This window comes from Cohnella soli, from assembly GCF_042655525.1.
Taxonomy (GTDB): domain Bacteria; phylum Bacillota; class Bacilli; order Paenibacillales; family Paenibacillaceae; genus Cohnella; species Cohnella soli.
This window is the reverse complement of the sequence record NZ_JBHSMI010000011.1, coordinates 1-17,247: the sequence shown is the minus strand read 5'-3', so window position 1 is coordinate 17,247 and position 17,247 is coordinate 1. Positions and strand designations below refer to the sequence as shown.

General features: G+C 46.5%; 25 protein-coding genes. 21 read left to right on the top strand and 4 right to left on the bottom strand.

The annotated features are described in order from the left end of the window. Positions 1 to 31 precede the first annotated feature (31 nt). From ACFPOF_RS06060 to ACFPOF_RS06025, 8 genes are all read left to right on the top strand, one after another. Positions 32 to 1,021, top strand: a complete 990-nt coding sequence (locus ACFPOF_RS06060; protein ID WP_378130616.1) for a hypothetical protein — start codon at positions 32 to 34, stop codon at positions 1,019 to 1,021. 537 nt (positions 1,022 to 1,558) lie between these two features. Continuing rightward, positions 1,559 to 2,032 (top strand): hypothetical protein, encoded by a 474-nt coding sequence (locus ACFPOF_RS06055; protein ID WP_378130614.1) that lies wholly within the window; start codon positions 1,559 to 1,561, stop codon positions 2,030 to 2,032. A 178-nt stretch (positions 2,033 to 2,210) separates the two neighbouring features. Beyond that, complete coding sequence (locus tag ACFPOF_RS06050; RefSeq protein ID WP_378130612.1) at positions 2,211 to 2,732, top strand: hypothetical protein; 522 nt, start codon at positions 2,211 to 2,213, stop codon at positions 2,730 to 2,732. A 12-nt stretch (positions 2,733 to 2,744) separates the two neighbouring features. After that, positions 2,745 to 3,326, top strand: a complete 582-nt coding sequence (locus ACFPOF_RS06045) for a hypothetical protein (protein ID WP_378130610.1) — start codon at positions 2,745 to 2,747, stop codon at positions 3,324 to 3,326. After that, the gene (locus ACFPOF_RS06040; protein ID WP_378130608.1) at positions 3,323 to 3,637 is read left to right on the top strand and encodes a hypothetical protein; all 315 of its coding nucleotides are present in this window, start codon (positions 3,323 to 3,325) and stop codon (positions 3,635 to 3,637) included. The genes ACFPOF_RS06045 and ACFPOF_RS06040 overlap by 4 nt, the downstream gene beginning before the upstream one ends. Positions 3,638 to 4,349: 712 nt before the next feature. Further along, entirely contained in the window at positions 4,350 to 4,481 is a 132-nt protein-coding gene (locus tag ACFPOF_RS06035; protein WP_378130606.1) for a hypothetical protein, read from the top strand. A 47-nt stretch (positions 4,482 to 4,528) separates the two neighbouring features. Further along, positions 4,529 to 4,885 (top strand): hypothetical protein, encoded by a 357-nt coding sequence (locus ACFPOF_RS06030; RefSeq protein WP_378130605.1) that lies wholly within the window; start codon positions 4,529 to 4,531, stop codon positions 4,883 to 4,885. 11 nt (positions 4,886 to 4,896) lie between these two features. Next, positions 4,897 to 5,736: a hypothetical protein gene (locus tag ACFPOF_RS06025; protein ID WP_378130603.1), complete on the top strand. Its 840-nt coding sequence runs from the start codon at positions 4,897 to 4,899 to the stop codon at positions 5,734 to 5,736. Here the strand turns inward: ACFPOF_RS06025 and ACFPOF_RS06020 are convergent. The 3 genes from ACFPOF_RS06020 to ACFPOF_RS06010 are packed head-to-tail and all read right to left on the bottom strand — an operon-like array spanning position 5,730 to position 7,787. Continuing rightward, positions 5,730 to 6,146 carry a YhjD family protein gene (locus tag ACFPOF_RS06020; protein ID WP_378130601.1) on the bottom strand — a complete coding sequence of 139 codons (417 nt, stop codon included), beginning with the start codon at positions 6,144 to 6,146 and terminating at the stop codon, positions 5,730 to 5,732. The genes ACFPOF_RS06025 and ACFPOF_RS06020 overlap by 7 nt on opposite strands. Continuing rightward, entirely contained in the window at positions 6,136 to 6,537 is a 402-nt protein-coding gene (locus ACFPOF_RS06015) for a YolD-like family protein (protein ID WP_378130599.1), read from the bottom strand. Before ACFPOF_RS06015 ends, ACFPOF_RS06020 begins: the two co-directional genes overlap by 11 nt. Continuing rightward, a complete protein-coding gene (locus tag ACFPOF_RS06010; protein ID WP_378130597.1) occupies positions 6,534 to 7,787 on the bottom strand; it encodes a Y-family DNA polymerase in 1,254 nt (417 codons plus the stop codon). The genes ACFPOF_RS06015 and ACFPOF_RS06010 overlap by 4 nt, the downstream gene beginning before the upstream one ends. Before the next feature lie 497 nt (positions 7,788 to 8,284). Here ACFPOF_RS06010 and ACFPOF_RS06005 point away from each other — a divergent pair, with 497 nt between their 5' ends. From ACFPOF_RS06005 to ACFPOF_RS05945, 13 genes are all read left to right on the top strand, one after another. Beyond that, a complete protein-coding gene (locus ACFPOF_RS06005) occupies positions 8,285 to 9,259 on the top strand; it encodes a DNA adenine methylase (RefSeq protein WP_378130595.1) in 975 nt (324 codons plus the stop codon). A gap of 39 nt (positions 9,260 to 9,298) precedes the next feature. Further along, complete coding sequence (locus ACFPOF_RS06000) at positions 9,299 to 9,982, top strand: hypothetical protein (protein WP_378130593.1); 684 nt, start codon at positions 9,299 to 9,301, stop codon at positions 9,980 to 9,982. A gap of 805 nt (positions 9,983 to 10,787) precedes the next feature. Further along, positions 10,788 to 11,057 carry a hypothetical protein gene (locus ACFPOF_RS05995; RefSeq protein WP_378130592.1) on the top strand — a complete coding sequence of 90 codons (270 nt, stop codon included), beginning with the start codon at positions 10,788 to 10,790 and terminating at the stop codon, positions 11,055 to 11,057. Between the two features lie 48 nt (positions 11,058 to 11,105). Further along, positions 11,106 to 11,510, top strand: coding sequence for a hypothetical protein (locus tag ACFPOF_RS05990; RefSeq protein ID WP_378130590.1), 405 nt, complete (start codon positions 11,106 to 11,108; stop codon positions 11,508 to 11,510). Positions 11,511 to 11,535: 25 nt separating this feature from the next. Continuing rightward, on the top strand, positions 11,536 to 11,703 hold the full coding sequence (locus ACFPOF_RS05985; RefSeq protein ID WP_378130588.1) for a hypothetical protein: 168 nt from the start codon (positions 11,536 to 11,538) through the stop codon (positions 11,701 to 11,703). Positions 11,704 to 11,740: 37 nt separating this feature from the next. After that, positions 11,741 to 11,905: a hypothetical protein gene (locus tag ACFPOF_RS05980; RefSeq protein WP_378130586.1), complete on the top strand. Its 165-nt coding sequence runs from the start codon at positions 11,741 to 11,743 to the stop codon at positions 11,903 to 11,905. 21 nt (positions 11,906 to 11,926) lie between these two features. Continuing rightward, positions 11,927 to 12,118, top strand: coding sequence for a hypothetical protein (locus ACFPOF_RS05975; protein ID WP_378130585.1), 192 nt, complete (start codon positions 11,927 to 11,929; stop codon positions 12,116 to 12,118). Between the two features lie 233 nt (positions 12,119 to 12,351). Further along, positions 12,352 to 12,804: a hypothetical protein gene (locus ACFPOF_RS05970; RefSeq protein WP_378130583.1), complete on the top strand. Its 453-nt coding sequence runs from the start codon at positions 12,352 to 12,354 to the stop codon at positions 12,802 to 12,804. A gap of 27 nt (positions 12,805 to 12,831) precedes the next feature. Next, complete coding sequence (locus ACFPOF_RS05965; RefSeq protein ID WP_378130581.1) at positions 12,832 to 13,731, top strand: 3'-5' exonuclease; 900 nt, start codon at positions 12,832 to 12,834, stop codon at positions 13,729 to 13,731. A 65-nt stretch (positions 13,732 to 13,796) separates the two neighbouring features. Next, positions 13,797 to 13,997 carry a preprotein translocase subunit YajC gene (locus ACFPOF_RS05960; RefSeq protein ID WP_378130579.1) on the top strand — a complete coding sequence of 67 codons (201 nt, stop codon included), beginning with the start codon at positions 13,797 to 13,799 and terminating at the stop codon, positions 13,995 to 13,997. Positions 13,998 to 14,041: 44 nt separating this feature from the next. Next, entirely contained in the window at positions 14,042 to 15,091 is a 1,050-nt protein-coding gene (locus tag ACFPOF_RS05955) for a tyrosine-type recombinase/integrase (protein WP_378130577.1), read from the top strand. Between the two features lies 1 nt (position 15,092). After that, a complete protein-coding gene (locus tag ACFPOF_RS05950; RefSeq protein WP_378130575.1) occupies positions 15,093 to 15,725 on the top strand; it encodes a hypothetical protein in 633 nt (210 codons plus the stop codon). A gap of 72 nt (positions 15,726 to 15,797) precedes the next feature. Then, on the top strand, positions 15,798 to 16,682 hold the full coding sequence (locus ACFPOF_RS05945) for a hypothetical protein (protein ID WP_378130574.1): 885 nt from the start codon (positions 15,798 to 15,800) through the stop codon (positions 16,680 to 16,682). 277 nt (positions 16,683 to 16,959) lie between these two features. Here ACFPOF_RS05945 and ACFPOF_RS05940 read toward each other — a convergent pair. Beyond that, the coding region (locus tag ACFPOF_RS05940) for a hypothetical protein (protein ID WP_378130572.1) at positions 16,960 to 17,247 on the bottom strand (288 nt) is incomplete at its 5' end.

Below are 17,247 nucleotides of genomic sequence, written 5' to 3'. Positions count from 1 at the left end.
AGTCGAAAATAGTAGAAAAGGAGGTTTTAGTTTGCTGGATAATTTCCTGAAGGATCTTCTAAACATGTCCCAGACAGAGAAAATGGAATTGCTTCAGCTCTACCAAGAGCTCATGCGAGACCAACAACTGAAGCTTCTGACGAAAACGATCGCATCGATTACGGACGATGCGTGTACGCCGGCGTACATAAAGAAAGACACGCTTGATCGTGTTGGACGTTACGTAGTCGCAGCGAAACAGCATACAAGAGTAGAAAAGAGTTCAGGACAGCACGAGCCAATTCTCGAAAAGTATATGGTGATTAAAGTGAACTTTGCGGGACTTGGCTCGGAGCTTGACTCCACTCATTACGGGATCGTATGGGAAACTGGCCGCCGAAGGGACCACGTTAGTATCATACCGACGACAAGTTTTAAGCAAGAGTCGACGATCGAGACGGGGGAATCATTTAATATTGGCAAAGTCGACTTCTTGGATAAAGAGACTGTTGTCATGATGAACCAGATTACGAGCGTAAGTCGTAAACGTATAACGGGATCTGTAAGGCATTATGATCCTGGATCTAAACGTCCCCTAATCGTGAAACTGTCGGACGATCAGAAAAAGAGGATTCATGACGGATTCCGGGTTTACGGACTGGAGGAACAAACGCTCTATAACAAGTACATAAAAAACAGCCACGCGGATACGCTTCCTGTACTGGCCGATCCAGAAATGCAGTATTCGCATCTCTTCAGGCCGGTGATCGAAATAAGCAATACTAAGGATCTACTGGTGTATAAGCTTTATGACGATGCAAGGGAATACAGGTTAGAACGAAAATCTTTTTCGTTGACTGGAAGCACGAGAGTGGAAGCATTGAAAAATTGGGTTGAAGCTACGGCAACACTAGACCCGGCAGACCCAACGAAAAAAACGTATTCGGTAACGCGTGATGATGCACGTCGTAGTGCGTACGCTGTTATACAGACAGCAATTGCGGTGGCAGCGACGCCCGCGCCGTCGCCGACGGGATCTTAAATATATCCGTTTAACCTTGATTTTTTGAATAAATTAGTGTAAATTAAAAGCATAAGAAATGAAACACATGCTCCAGTGGGGCCTCGAAATACGCAGCAAATGCCCAGGTTGGGCCGCGAAATAAAAAAAGACACTCTTACCATCAGGTAAGGGTGTCTTTTTTTATTTGTCGTCTTCATCATCATATGGAAAAAAACCAATTGGCCGGCCACAAGAGGGGCAGAGGGAGTTAGAAACCCGGTTTAGCTCATTTGCGGCAGTGAATGCAGCCTCGGAGGAAACGGCTTTTAGGACAATTGAAATTTCAAGGTTGTTACAGTCGCTATATTCACAGTTTGAGACAACGTGGTACTTCAAAATCAATCCCTCCCTGCAGAACGGATATTCAAAGTCTATCCGAAGTTTCCGGGTATCAAACGCGCAACAATAGACGGATTGGCTGTTTTGGAATTGCTAAGATAAACAAGATAACATATAATGAAAATGGGTAGTTAAGCCCCGGGGCATTACGAGGCTAACAAAGCGACGGAGGTTCACATGATTTCTTTTGATGAAGCGAAGAGAATTGCAGATATCGTTAATTCAGCTGGTGGTCGTCGTCGGGATATTGTGAAGGTTATTTCATGTGATGGGGAAGAGTGTGGCGCCATATTTTTTGGCCAACCTCAGGACATGGGAATGCGTGAAGCGATCGAAGCAAGAACGCTATGCCCGAATTGCCGATCAAGGGAGCCTGCCAGGAAGAAGAGAGAGAAGAGCGAGAGAGCGCGTGTCCTGGGAGATGGTTCGACGATTTTGCAGTATGAAAGCAATGGTCAGATACGGGAATTCGAATTTTATGCGAAGCTGCTTAAAGCTCGAAAAATCAACCAGTACGTCATTCGTGTAGAAACAGAGGAAGGCGTGTACGACTTGATGAATACTCACGTTTTGTCGGCAGAGCCGTTCGCGACGACAGTTAGAGGGATTCCCCTCGATGAATTGGCTGCACGTGCTCACAGGGAGTCGTAAGTCGCTGCTTCTATCAGCTGGCGTAAGGGAATGCCGGCAAGACTGATCATCCAAAGATAAAGGGGATTAAATGATGTCGAATAAATGGGAGCATTATTCATCGTATATACGCGAGTTTCAATGCGCGTGCGGCCAGGGGGATTACAAGGTAATATCAGACACCTATAGGGACAACTATATGAGAGATAGAACCCAAAAAAGAGAGGGAATTTCCTGCGCGACATGCAACGACATTTTCATCATCGAAGGTACAAACCTGGTTCCGAGATCGGCACGCGAGGCTACGCTTGCAGCGGAGGCTAAGGTGCAACAATTGTGTCAGGCCATCAAACAGTATGCACTTAATAACTACGAGCCTCAGATGGTAGACTTCGTTTCGAAGATCCCGGCTAGCAAATGGTATGATTTATGGCAAGTGGGGACTCCAGCAATCGGAACCTTTCGTAAAGATTTAAAAATGACTGGTGTTAAAGGAACGTTTACAGGATTGTTATACGGAAATTATCCGCACAACGTTGAACGTATTATCTTGACGTTACAGTCATGTGGCATAGAAGATCCGCAGCTTATGACAAGGTATGATGTGCTCCAGAGTCTTATTCAAGATCACCGTATTGCCCAGGATGAGGAACGGGCTCAACGACATTCTGGAAATAAAATAAACGAGTATACATCCTATGCGGATCCAGAGGATCTATGAAGGGGCACTTATATGAAACCTTTATATAAATGGTCATGTCCGCAGTGTGGTGTGTCACATGTGAGCGATCGATCAGAAGGGGATTTATGCTGCGGGGACTGCTCAACTAACCCTGGTAAAGCGGATAGTATTGACGTACCGTTGGTAATGCAAGGTAAGCTTGATCTGGGCAGATGGCTCCTGGAGCAAATTAAGTCGCTTGTTTACTATCCCATCCTGGAACGAAAATGGGAAAGAAGAAACATGGCGAATTCACGACCGCTAACCGATAGCTATATAAAAGGGATAGGAGGAGCTGCAATGATGTCTTCCAAAGAGAAAGTGCTATACATATTGGGCGCTTTGACGGGTATCCTTGGAATGTTGTTCTTTCTTTCAACGTCCGGACCGTTCAATAAAGCGATTTTGGAATCAGATATCAGCCGGTTTGATGAGCTAGAATGGTATGAATTATTATTTGGCTTTGTTAGCGTCGGATTTTTTCTCTTTCTCATTCTAAGATCGATCGTACTTCCTTCCGTTTACCTAATTGCTGGAACCGTAAAATCCTTTCGTTCCAAGCGAACACGGGTAAAGTTTAAGGTAACAAAATGAGAATAACTAAATCGAATTATGAGTGGCTTATCGTTTTACAAATTGGTGAGTACCAGTATTGGATAAATCAGTTTGTAGCCCCTAGTTCAAAGGAATGTTTGGAATGGGCCCTTCTGATGCCTCACATCGTAAGCGTAATACCAGCGAATCATGGAGAATGGCCAGATAATCTTTCCGTATCTATTAGAGTTATGAAACACACTGATCCGCAGTATAAGGATCTGCTTGCTGATTTGCAGTTCGATGATCGTGCGGTAAATGTTGAAATTGGCGAAAATACTGTACTAGACAATAACTGGTTGGATACTTAATAAGTACTTGCGCTCTTCCAAAAAGAGAGGTGATCGCTACCTTTTGTAAAGAATTTGCAACCGAAGAAGAAGCCCAAGAGCGGCGCGATGAAATATCGTGAAAAGGGAGCGTTCTTTAATATGAGATTATATTTTTTAATATGGGGTCTTGTTGCATTTGTCGGTTTGCTGCATTTGATCAAATATGAAAATAGGTTTAAGTAATTCTATGAATTGAAGCTTGGCCGGCGATGCGGATCAGCTGCAGCAGCCAACCAGGGCGAAGCCCGGCCGGCGTGTGAGACGTCGCCGCGGTGCCGGCGATGCGGATCAGCTGCAGCGGCCAACCAGGGCGAGGCCCAGCCGGCACGCGAGACGTCGCCGCGGTGCCGGCGATGCGGATCAGCTGCAGCAGCTCAACTAGGTCGAAGCCCGGCCGGTGGGCGAGACGTCGCCGCGGTGCCGGCGATGCGGATCAGCTGCAGCAGCTCAACTAGGTCGAAGCCCGGCCGGTGGGCGAGACGTCGCCGCGGTGCCGGCGATGCGGATCCGCTGCAGCATCCGACCAGGGCGAGGCCCAGCCGGCGCGCGAGATGTCGCCGCGGTGCCGGCGATGCGGATCCGCTGCAGCATCCAACCAGGGCGAAGCCCGGCCGGCGTGTGAGACGTCGCCGCGGTGCCGGCGATGCGGATCCGCTGCAGTAGCTCAACCAGGTCGGAGCCTGTCCAGGGTGTGAGAGAAGTCGGTCGCCGCGGTGTCGGCGATCCGAAAGAGCTGCAGGAGCTCACCAGGACGACGTTCAGCCGGTGCGCAAAATGGCTGTCGGAGAAGCGATCGCAAGCAGCAGCTCAGACAATGGGCTAACTTATCGGCCAGAAAACGATTGACCATTGAATTGGAGGGAATGTGTAATGAAAGTACGTTACAAACACGGAAGTGAAATAGAATTTAAGTTTCAAGAGGGCGACGAGATTAAGATCATTGTCGTAAGCTTCCTTTATGCATCTGAAGATCGTCCAGAACGTATTTATCGTGCGCAGCTGCTTGAATTGGGGGAGCATGGTTTCTGGGCAAAGTTAAATTCAATTACCGTACATCCATTTTCCGAAGATGCGCGAAGAGAAGGGGAAACTGAAATCGTAGCGGACGATTATGAAGAGTTCTTCGGATTTAATGAAATTTATGGTGTGGTAGGTGCGGACGAGGAGTACCCCGATCGAAAAGATTGGGCTACATCGTTCGTGCTAGATGGACCATCGTGGAAATAAAGGGGGTACCTATGGAAAATACTGCTTTATCACCGATGTGGTCTGTATGGAAGCATAACGGGAAAGATGACGCAGAGTGGACGCCATTTGTCGTTGATGCCGACGCTGAGTATGTGAGGCACGTATATCGATACGTAAAAGAGGAAGTTTTCAAAAGCGGACTCTTACAACTCCGATGTGACGAAGAAGTAATAGACGAGTTTGAGAAGTTTCGTAATAGCGGCTATAACTTTAATCAGAAACAAGACAGCGAAGTAGGAGCAGTTAAAGAAATTAAAGACCCAAGGTTTGACGGTTACCGGGACATCGAGAAACTTTCAGCAATCAATTCCGTAGTACAAGGACTCTTCCTCCAGTATCGGGCGGGAGCTTGCTCCTATAAGCAATTCCTGGAGCATGCCGTCATTAAACTGCATTACGAACATTTACTATCCAAGCACGGAGGAGACGAGCTGGCACAGGAAGATCAGTCCATGGAGTCATTGACGAACAAGGCTGCGCTCGAGAAATTTAATCAGTTGCTGATCACCTTAGGGGAAAATCTTGATCGTGCCGAAGAGGTGCTTCGCTTTTTTACTCCCAATCCGGCATATGAGATGATGCTTAGTAATGTGAGTAGGAATGTTAGAGCCCTTATTTATTTACATCCGGAGTACGGCATATCGAATTCCGCTGCTGAAGAAGTAATCGCATTGAAAGCCAAAGAAATGATTAAAGAAGAAAAAGCACAGAAGTTAGAGAGACGGGAAAAAAAGAAAAAAGAAAAGGGAACGGTGACTGATTCATCGATTCCGGTTTTTGGGGTATCGGCAATCAAGCGTCCACGTGGGCGGCCAAGAAAGAATCAATGAGGGCCAACAGCGGTTAAAGACGTGAAATCTGGTGTAGGCGTGTCGTATTGCTGTGCCAAATAATCGGAAATCATTCTCCTAACATCGACCCCCAAAACATTCCAACGGTACGACGCGCTATCATCGTAATTTCCACAGAGATACTTCACTTCCAGGGACTCCTTCAGATGAGTGCGCTTGTAGATCTCAATTCCACGATTACGCAAAAGACTTTCAGATTTCCGCCATTCAGTTTCTGCTATATCTTTCGCCTGACTCAGCAACGTTACATACGGCTCGGGCGACTTAACCGATGCAACAATAACTTTAATATCCCTCTGTAGTTTGGCAAAGGCGAGCGCGGCTAAAATATTTGCCTTAATAGCTGCGCCGTCCTCAATCGTGGGCGGCCCCTTCCGATTAGACTTCATCACCTATAACCCCCCAATCTTCATCGGCAAATGAAAAGTTCTGCTCGACCAGCTCGACGGAAACAATACTATCGAAGTGGATGACACAACGCTGCTGGCCATCGGTGGAGCTTTGCAGTATTAAATGCCGCTTGAGTAAATCGACCTTCTGAATTGCACCGGTGAATTCCTGATGAGTTGTAATCTCAAAATAGCGGATCCACACTGGCGCGCTCAGCTGTAGCGCTAAAGAGACAACTTGCTGTATCTCTTCCCAAGCTTGATCCGGCAGTTCTCCACGATCCTCATGCTTTCTTTCTTCCCACAGCTGATCAAGCATCTCACCGTGCTGCGGTATGATGATACTGGTCCACTTCTTTGACCCTCGATCTCTAATCTCCCCAATGTTCATCTCTGATGTCCTCCGATCTGTCTGGACCTACTCACTGCAGTTCCATTCAAGTACGAGTTTGCACGGAAGATCACGCCGTTCCCGTATTTTTTTTTCAGCTTATCGACAGTCTCAAATAAATGCACCTCTCGTTCGTTTGCTTCCGGATCGTCGAACAAATCGAGCTGAATCAGATCCGGTGTCACTAAGTTGCTAATGCCAACATGAACGATCCGGATGGGCCAGCTTGGAGCGTCTTCCAGCAGCTCGTAAGTGGCAGTGCTTAGTTTTGATTCCTGAAGTGTGGGGGAAGCCAACGTTCGCGATTTTTGGATTGGACGAATTCCAGAATCGGCGTTATAACCCACCGCGACGGAGATTGTTCTTCCCGCAAGACCGGCAGCTCGCATCCGGCTCGTAACATCGTCCCATAGCTCGCGGATCAGAAATTTGACGTCCTCAAGCGTTCGATCAAAAAACAGGGTTTGGCCGTGCGAGAACCCTTTCCTCAATCGCTCCCAGGGTTGTATGGGATCCGTAAGGTCTACTCCAAAACTATGGAAATATAGCTGTTCGCCTATCGCTGGGCCGAAGGTTCTTCGGAGAACATCGAGGGGGGTTTGTGCTAACTGTCCGAGCGTGAGTATGCCTAAGCGATTCAGCTTTAGTTTTATTCGTGGACCAATCCCCCAAATATCCTCCACTGGCTGCGGCCAAAGCTTTTGCTCAAAATCTTCGTAACAGCATTCAGCAATTCCATCCTTCTTGCCGCGTATGTCCAAAATTAGCTTACTTTGAAGGAAATTATTTCCAAGACCTACTGCAATCGGCACTCCGCACTCTAATTTGATCATTGCCTGAATGTATCTTGCTGCTTCCCACGAATCCGACCATCTCGTTCCGTCCAGGAGGCATATATTTTCATCAATACTGTAGGGTCTTATAGCCTCTAGCGGCATGTATCTGTTTAGCAGCCGGACGATGGCCATGCTTACGGCCAAATATTCGTACATCTGCGCGTCCACCAGGAGGATTCGCGGATCTTTAGGGATTTCATAAAGCCTGCTCCCGGTTTTTATCCCGTATTCCGCTTTTAGCTTCGGGGTGGATGCAAGGATAACCGACCCCTTCCGGGAGAGATCGCCGGCGACAGCAAGATAAGTTTCGAGCGGATCGAGCCCGCGAAGTGCGCACTCAACGCTCGCGTAAAACGATTTTGCGTCTTGGCAGAGGCAGCGGTGCCTGGGCAATTTACTGTAGTCGATTTTCATGCTGTATTCACCTGCCATGATCGATCGATGTAATCCATATTATATACAGAACATACGTTCCTGTTCAATGGGATATCTATCCGTTAATCCTGGTGGGCGCCGCACAGTTCACTGCAAAAGCTACAAGCTCATTGATCATTTGAAAAAAACATGGTATAATTCAAGTATAACAACAGTCAGCGCGCGATACATCATCGGCGTATAGCAGGATCGAAAGACTGTGCATGGAGGAGATCACATATGGTTAAGTTTTGTCCATACTGCGGCGGGCAGGAGATCGAGGTGTGCGATGGGACGGCAAGCGTGGATGTGTTCTATGCGTCGAACACATCCGGATGTGAGCCGGACGAAACGATTGGTTCTTTGGAGTACCAATGTACACCGTGCCAGCTTCGTTTTTTTGCTGCCTAGAGAGCCTTTAACCACCGGCCCCAAACCGTTCATCCGGACCATTAGGGAAATCAGTTAGCGATCAAAAGGGGGAGGGAGAGTAAAGGGTGTGGATCTGTCAATACTGCGAAGAGGCATATGATCCAGAAGATACGGGAGTAGATCGTAGTGAGGAAGGCTTTTGGTGCGACTACTGCGATGGATTCACGTATTATTCCGGCGTACAGCAACACCGGTTCACGCTGATTTTAGAGAATGGAACAGACGGTAAGAAGCAGCTCGCACCTGCCGTCCCAATCAAGTTCAAAAAGCAAATGTCGGTTCTGCGTTGGCCTGGCGGAAAGAGCAAGTTCATTCCTTATATTTATTCAAAGCTGCAGGAAAACAAAACAAAGAGGCTTGTCAGCCCGTATACCGGCGGTGGCAGCGCAGAGCTCGCACTGTTGCAGGCTGGTGTCGTCGATCAGCTCGTTTTGAATGATCTGGACGTCGGGATTTATGCGCTCTATTGGGTCATGAAGAACATGCCGGATGACCTCATCGAGCGCATTCGCAGCTGCCGGCCATCACGCCAGCTCTATTTCAATGCACGACGCATCATAAAAAGTGATTACGCCGGGTGTTCCCTTCCGGATGCGGCTTGGTATACGCTTATAGTGAACCGGCTTGCCTATTCCGGGATCTACAAGGCGAACCCACTCGGCGGGAAGAAGGGGAGTAGAGAAGACTTAATGTCGCGCTGGAATCCGGACAAGCTATGCCAACGCGTTGAACAGATCCATGCCTTATCGGATCGTTACGAAATTTACAATCAGGATGCACTTGAGCTCATAGAGTCAGAATATTGGCAACAAGGAACAAGTATCTTTATCGATCCACCGTTCGTGGCCAAGGGGAAGCAGCTGTATCGCTGCTATTATGACGAAGGCGATCACTATGACCTTCAGATGCTCCTGGACTCTCTGCATCAGGGGATGCCTGGTGCAGACATCATCCTTACTTATGACGCAGATCCGCTGATCGAGCGGATCTATAGATATCCAACGGAAATCGAAAAGATAAGTCGTGTTTATTCAGTCTAGCCTCGAAGGCAAACATGCAGTGAAGGGCGGGGGAAAATTGTGGCAATGCCATATGAACCATCAGAACGATGCATCTACGTTCTGCAGTTAGAAAGTGGCTTTTTTTTCATTGGGCAGACTGAAGTTGAGCTCCTTGAAGAAAGAATTAAGTATCACATGAATAACAAGAACGCCGGAAGTTGGACGTCGATGCATCGCTCAATAGCTATAGCTGAGGTCGTTCGTGCTGGTTGTTGTACCTCAAACGAGGCGCGTATATTGGAAAATATTTTCACGCTTCAGTACATGTCACGCTACGGATGGTACAAGGTTCGTGGCGGGGATTATGGAATGGTCGATGAGATCCTTTTGTATAAGGCACTTTATAAAATCTCTATCAAAGGTAAGCTAGGATTTGAATTAATTAAACCGGACCATATGTCGGAGAATTACTTAAATAAGATTCAAAAGACGATTTTTCGTGGACCCAATAAACCTAAGGGCTTTGATGGGTATGAAATTGAAGTACAACGGAAAGTAAAGGTATCGATTCGGCAATGGTTTTCGAACAAGACGGAGAAATTCTCACTCGAGCAACTAGAGTCCATCGACTGTAATGAGATTTGCAAAGAGTGGATGCAAGTGAAGGCGCCCTGGTATGGACTTAGCCAAAGTGCATATCAAGACGTCTTTGACCAATTCGAATATCAGTTAGCAGGCAGGATCCGGAGATTTGCTAGATAACACGCAGCACAAGTGGGTAGTGGTAAAACAGGGCACAGAATGTATATTCCGTGCCCTGTTTATGGTATAATCAGGGTAGAAGTTGACCGAAATAGGGGCGTTAAGAGCCGAAAAACAGGGCACGGAAAACGGTAGAATGAGAATCCCAATTTCAGGAGGGGAGTCACATAGAAAATCTCACTAGATTTTTAGACAACAAGTGGGTCAGGATATTTTTCGGAGGAGTAGGGGCAATTGGTTTAATTGCGTTTATTTATTTCAGTGTAACGTTCGTTATCTCGACGTTCCATGAAGGTGCGTTTGATTCGTTCCGGTTAATGAAGATGCTATGGATACTCATTCTGTCCGTATTTAATATCGTCTTTTCACTGAGGGGTATGCAGACGAAATGAAATAAGGAGCGTGAATTTTATAATGGAGCTGTATTTCGTCGGTAAATACGACAATTGCGTGCCGTTTTCTTTAGTTGATGATACGGGGAGAATGTTTTGTTTAGAGACACGAAAGGACGGATCGAATATTCCCAATTCGGTAGACTATTTTTACGAGGGAAATTGGGTTTCCGGGAAAATTGTAGATGCCGATCTGTTCAATTACGATTTTGTCTCAAATGATGGGGAGATGATATTTACTGTCAATACAGAGCATCTATTCAGAGTTAGAGAGTCGGAGAAATACGTCGATTGGTTACGGAATAAACGAAAGTAGTCAGCAAACTGGGTAAGAAGTTTTCAAATTGGGAGAACGTCGAATTATATCAATAATGGAAATTGAACAGAGGTAATGCCGAAAAGGAGTGAACATTATGCGATTTATTCAACCTAAATTCCTACCTGTAACTAAAGAGAAGATAGTACAGTACAACATTGAGATTATGCGTTTTGTAGATAAAGCTGCAGGCGAAATTTTTAAAACAGCGAGTATGATGTCAGATGCTTTTGCACAGCGCGACCTGCTGGTTCTGAATGAAAAGGTTTTACATCGAACAATTTCAGATGACGAAATCTTAGAATTGAATAATATTCTTAGACGTTACGGATACATGAATTGGTTGTTTGGGCGCAAAACTGGTTGACGATAGATAACAACTAATAATCATAAGGAGAATGAGGTGAATCGAGGGATGAGTATGGGCCAGGTTAAAACATTTCGGACGATGTTGGAGCCGCTTATAAAAGGTCTTGAAAAGGATGTTGAGGAGCTGCAGCTCCGAATCGATAATCATCCGGATGCTCCGACGTATATGACAGAGGATCTTATTAGAATGAAAGATCGGCTAATTTTTTTAAGGGGACAATGGGCTGATGCAGAGAATAAAGGAAATCTTGACGTGCCTATATACGAACAAGGGAGTATAGAGTATTATCGGCAGTCCCTTGGGAAGTACAAAGAATATTTAGACACTATTACTATTCAAGACACGCAGCGCGTGCTGGGTGACGAAAAATTAAAACCGAATCAAAAAATTAAGATGTTGAATAATCTTATGAAAGTCTATCAGGAGTTTAAGGGTGAATCCGCTAATTAAACCTAGTGAATAAGGAGCGTATATTATGGCTATTGATTATTCGAAAAAACATTTTTGGACAGTTCAGCTACTTGAGGAAACTTTGAAAAATCATACAGTAATTAAACCTAATGAGTCAGGAAACTTTGATCTGCTGTGGCAGGCGAAACTTGATTGCGAGAAAACAATTGGCAGCGTGATCCGTCCAGCGTAACAAAATGAATATTCGGTTCTTAGAAAGGCGGGATAGTTTGTCGGAAGAAGATAAGCTCTATAAACAAGCAATGAAGTGTGTTGCTGCACTCGTTGACGAAGTGATCAAGAGATGTGATGAGGTTGCAGAAGAAAATCACTTTGAAAGAGATTGGGTATTGGATAAATTCAGAGAGCAATTCAGTAAAGCGAAACGAAAATAAAACGAAGGAGTGAAAGAAGAAATGAAAATTGATGTTTATGAGGATCATGACGGAAGCAAGTTGGTTGCTATGTTGGTGGCGGACGATGGATCGAAACGTGAGTTGGCAAGGTCGGAAGTAGGCAATGATGATCTGTTGAATAAAATCGATGATATGAATTTATCGCATCTGACAGTGACATTTCATTGGGCTTCTGCCAGGGAGAAATCTTAGAAAGATCAGATAAGGATGTGGCGATTATGTTTTTCTCGTTTGCCATTAGCGCAGGTTTATTCTTTTTTTCCAGACGCTCAACCGACAAAAAGGAAAAGAAGTTCCTCTACATCGTGAGCGCTGCCTGTCTTTTTTCTGGAATATGTTTATATATTTCAACGCTTTTTAATGAACACCGTTTGGATTTTTTGTTGTAACCCATCGTTCAAATAAGTTGAGAAGGGGTGAACTAAATGGCTTGGGTTAAAGTCGGTGGTGTCAATCAAGGTTCAGACATCAAAGACGAGGTGCTAGATGCGATACGCCCGTATTTCAAATTATTGTTCGCAGACTTTATGGAGGAACTACGGAAACTTCGATTTCAGAAGGAATGGTACATACGCATCCTTATCACAATTTTTCCCACCTTAATTCTTTCGTTGATTTTTGGGGAGAGAACAATAAAGTCTATTCTGAGCAGCTTTTATCTGGAAGAAAGTATTTGGGCGTACTATATGCTCCTTTGTTTATTAATCCTGCTTTTTGCCGGCGTAGTATGCGTCTGGAAGCTGACCAAGCTAAGGGAGTTGGAACGAGAACATGATTCAAAGTGGATGATGTTTGTTCACTTGTATCATGATCGATATCTGCTAGAGGGAGCCTCTTGCTTTTCCGAAATTAAAAAATCTCAATCAAGATCATCATAATATCTATCCATTGGGGCGTGTGTCGCGATGTCGATTGAACGAATTCGGGGTGGATGGACGAAAGTACCTGAACACCTGAAGACAAGAACAATGCTAGCTCAGCTTGGATTTAAGCCGGGTGGTGAAGCTGTTGCTGAAGTTTGGGGCGGTCATCAGTGGTATCAGCTCTTTGACGAGAAGAGCGCAATCCCAAAACGAAAATTTTCCGATAAGCAACGAGCTGCCTCCTTAGAATCCCTTGAAATAGCGCGTGCCAAGTCTGTAGCTGAACGAACCTGCTCGCAATGCAGTGAGGTATGGGGGAAGAAGGAAATCCGTAAGCAACCGGATGGAAAGCTCATTTGCAAGCGCTGCATAGACTATCTGCATCGAGAGGCAGTCTATGAACGGCGGGTACACGAAGGGATGGAGAGATTCCGCAGCTGGTTCGCAACCGACTTCGTTATCCTGGATACAGAGTCAACTGACCTGGACGGAGAGATCGTTGAGATCGGCATAGTTGATCGACAGGGAAATACTATATTTCACTCGCTAATCAAACCAATTCGGCCTGTGGCGGATGACTCGCCTGCTACGCGTATTCATGGCATCACTAATGCCGAGCTAGAAGATGCACCGGTGTGGGCCGATATTCGAAACGACGTGCGGGCCGTTCTATGTGGCAAGCTGGTACTGGCATATAATGCTGAATTTGATTCGAAGATGGTCGCAAATAGCTGCAGCAGGAACGGTGTGCCTTTACTGGACGGAATAGAGTGGGATTGTGTTATGGAGGCGTACCGTTTACGTTGCGGCGAAGAGCGATGGATCAGCCTTGCGAATGCATCAGGTAGATCCACCGCGCATCGAGCAATTGCGGATTGCCTATCGACACTTGCAGTCATAGAGAGGCAATGGGTTGATCAGGGACTAATAGTAACAAGTTAATTAATTTCTCCGGAAGTGGGTTTGCTGGCGCCGCAGGCCAACGGACGAAAGGAGTCGGTCTTATCATGTACGACACAGCTTCTGAACATGCTGCACATGTGGATAGATTAAAGCAAATGAATCCAGAGAGTATCCGGGAAGCCAAAATTAAAAGCTTGATAGACGCTGTTAGAAATCAAGAACTGTCTCTGCAGGACGTGGCTCAATATACAAATATCAGCATGGAGCAGATGAATGAATGGTTGTCTTCTACCAATATGAAATGAGACTCGCAGTCGAAGCCAGTGTGGCCAGAGGGGAATGATTTGTAATGGCTCAACTTGCAAGAATACCAACCTATGCTGACCAACATGATCATCTGGAATACTGGATTGGCGAGTATTTGGTTTATCTCGAACATGAGGGTACCGGTGAGCTGCAAAGAACGAAGAGATTCCTTTATCGTTTTCTTGAATATATTCGAACGCGCTACGACGGAAACGATCAGGTATCGATCTTGGTTTCACGTGATACTAAGGCGTTTCTTAAATGGCTCCATGATAAGGAGAGCGATGGCGGATGCAATTATTCAGTCTCTTACGTGAATAGCCATCATGTCGAAGTGGGTCTTTTCTTAAAATGGCTGGGGATTCGAGCTCCGCTTTTACTCCCAAATAATCCGATAAAGGGAGTTTCGATGGTTCGGGCAAAACCAGAACCGGAGGCAAAGGCGCTTTTACCGAGGCAGATTACAAGTTTGTTAAACATAGCCGACCGGCTTCCCATCTTACACACGAGGAAGAATGCGCGTCCCTACCGGGACCGAGCGATTATATATGTTTTGTTAGACTCAGGTCTTCGCAGGCATGAGTTGACAGGTGTCGATCTCGTTCAGCTCATCCCTTACGATGTCGAACAGTTGAAGAATGCCCGTAGAGTCAAACTGATCAGGGTACGGGGGAAAAGGAAGACAGAGAGAACGGTATACTTGTCGGCTGAAGGTCGATCAGCAGTTGTAGATTATCTCGAGAAAGAACGGCATCTCGATGACTATCCAGGCGCGACAGCACTATTTCTAAGTTCAGGTCCATCCCAAGATAAGCGGCTACATGTTCGAACCATTAACAAGATTGTAGAGCAAGTCGGCCGCTGGCACGATGCAGCATTTCCGGATCCGGATCGCAGTATTGCCCCGCTGTCCCCACACGATCTGCGCCATACCTGCGCGAGCGAGCTGAGGCGCAACAATCCTAAAATGACAGACGAAGATCTGATGATCTATATGGGATGGGTCGACAAAGATCAATTATTGCGATACACGAAGGCTAAGGAAGAAGTCATATCATGGTTTGTCGAGCAGAGTAGCCAGGGGAGGAAGTAAAATGTGGTCCGTATGGCGGCATGGCGCACTTCGCACCAGTCAATGGAAAGCTGAGCTTTCGCCAACCGATGATGAGCAATACGCCAGGCATGTGCTGCGATATATCCATGAAAAAATGAAGGAAGGCACAGTTGAGCTTAGGTTTGAAGATGTTGTAGAAGAGAAACTGACGAAAACCAGAGGGGAAAGTGAGAACGAAGGCAGGCAGTCGGCACTAGGAAAGGAAAAATACTTCCCACTTATCGCTGAACCGATTCTCGAGCCGTTGGCTGCGGCGAACAGAGTGTTTGGTCCGATCTATCAAAAGTATAAGGACGGGCAACTGTTTTATTCCGACATGCTCGTGGAAACTGTAATAGCCCTTGCTGACTGGAACAAGGTTGGTCAAGCCCTCGAAGACCACCTGTGGGAAAGCGGTAGCGATTCCTTTCCGACTGAGCGCATATCAACGAAACGAGAGGCGCGTAGGCAATTAAATCGAGGCTTAGAGGCATCTTCTAATCATATTGAACAGGTAGGGGTATTAATTAATTTGCTCTACTCCGAGTCATCGCTTGCATACCTGACAAATCGTATAAAGCAGGATATTAGCTTTCTACAATCGTATACTCGTGGGAAAGACCAAAAAGAATAGATAGGGTTTCAAGGATCAGCGGTTACATGTTAATATTTAGAATCATAGATTTTAGCGAAATGAGGTTGCCGAATGCCTGCAAAGGTGGAGTTGACCGGGGACGTGCAAAGCGTTAGAAAATTTGCGCATCCTGAGATCAAAAATATGTACTGGACATGCCTTGAAGTTCTTGATGATGCGGGGACATATAATGCCCTGGATAATCTACCAATTCCAGAAGCCTTAACATACACGGTCTTGTTGAACGACAAGTTAATGCATATTGTCTCTAATCAGCTACAAATTGCAAACACTGAGTTAGTAGGGTCGAAAATCTTTATTGGCGGTCGGCCGATAATAAATCTGCCACCAGGGGTCCTTGGGCGTGGATCGATCGCACTCGTGGCACACTTCGCGAGGAGTGAGGCGCAGCCGGCTGAGTACACGAATGCCATGAAAGATACGAAAATCTTCTGGCCAATTGACAAGCTTGTTGTACCTGATGAGTTTAAGGCACACGTGCCCAAACAGGAAAAGATTCAAGCAGCTTTAAGCTATTATTACGAGAACGGGGAGATGGAGAAGCCTGTTCTTGTTCAGGTTAATGACGATGGAACCGGAACCATGAAGGATGGTTATGTTCGCTACATAGCTAGCCTTCAAATTGAACGCGAGCAGATATGGGTTGTTGGTGAAGGTGTTGAACAATTATACCAGACAGATGCGGATGAGATAGCTGAAGATGGAACACAAAAGAAAATGTGGCCACTCGAAAGCATAGTAATTCCTGAGGGGTTCAAGCCCCCAAGGGAGGAGAAAATTCTTTCTGCTATGGCTTATTATGAAGAAAACGGGCAGATGGAAAAACCAATAGAAATAATTGTTCTTCCGGAAGGAATAGTGCAGCTAAGAGATGGACTGGCGAGATACTATGCATACCAACGACTTGGAATTAAAAAAGCCTGGATAATCTATTGATACCGCTGGCTCTCACTAATTGTGTGAGGGACTGCGGTATTTTTGTTTCTGATTTGTCTCTTCGGAGATTGAGTCGGTCGTCTCCGGCTAGCCGACCGTCGCCCTGGTTGAGCAGCTGCAGCAGATCCGGATCGCCGGCGTCGAGGGGACGTCTCGAGAGCCGGCTGATCGTTGCCCAGGCTGATCAGCTGCAGCGGATACGGATCACCGGCACCGTGGGGACGTCTCGAGAGCCGGCTGATCGTTGCCCAGGCAGGGCAGCTGCAGCGGATCCGGATCACCGGAACCGTGGAGACGTCTCGAGCGTTTGCCGATCGTTGCCTGGTTGAGCAGCTGCAGCGGATCTGGATCGCCGGCATCGAGGGGACGTCTCGAGCGGTTGATTATCGTTGCCCTGGTTGAGCAGCTGCAGCGGATCTGGATCGCCGGCGTCGAGGGGACGTCTCGAGCGTCTGCCGATCGTTGCCCTGGTTGAGCAGCAGCAGCGGATCCGGATCGCCGGCACTGCGGCGACGTCTTGAGAGCCGGCTGGTCGTTGCCTGGTTGAGCAACTGCAGCGGATCCG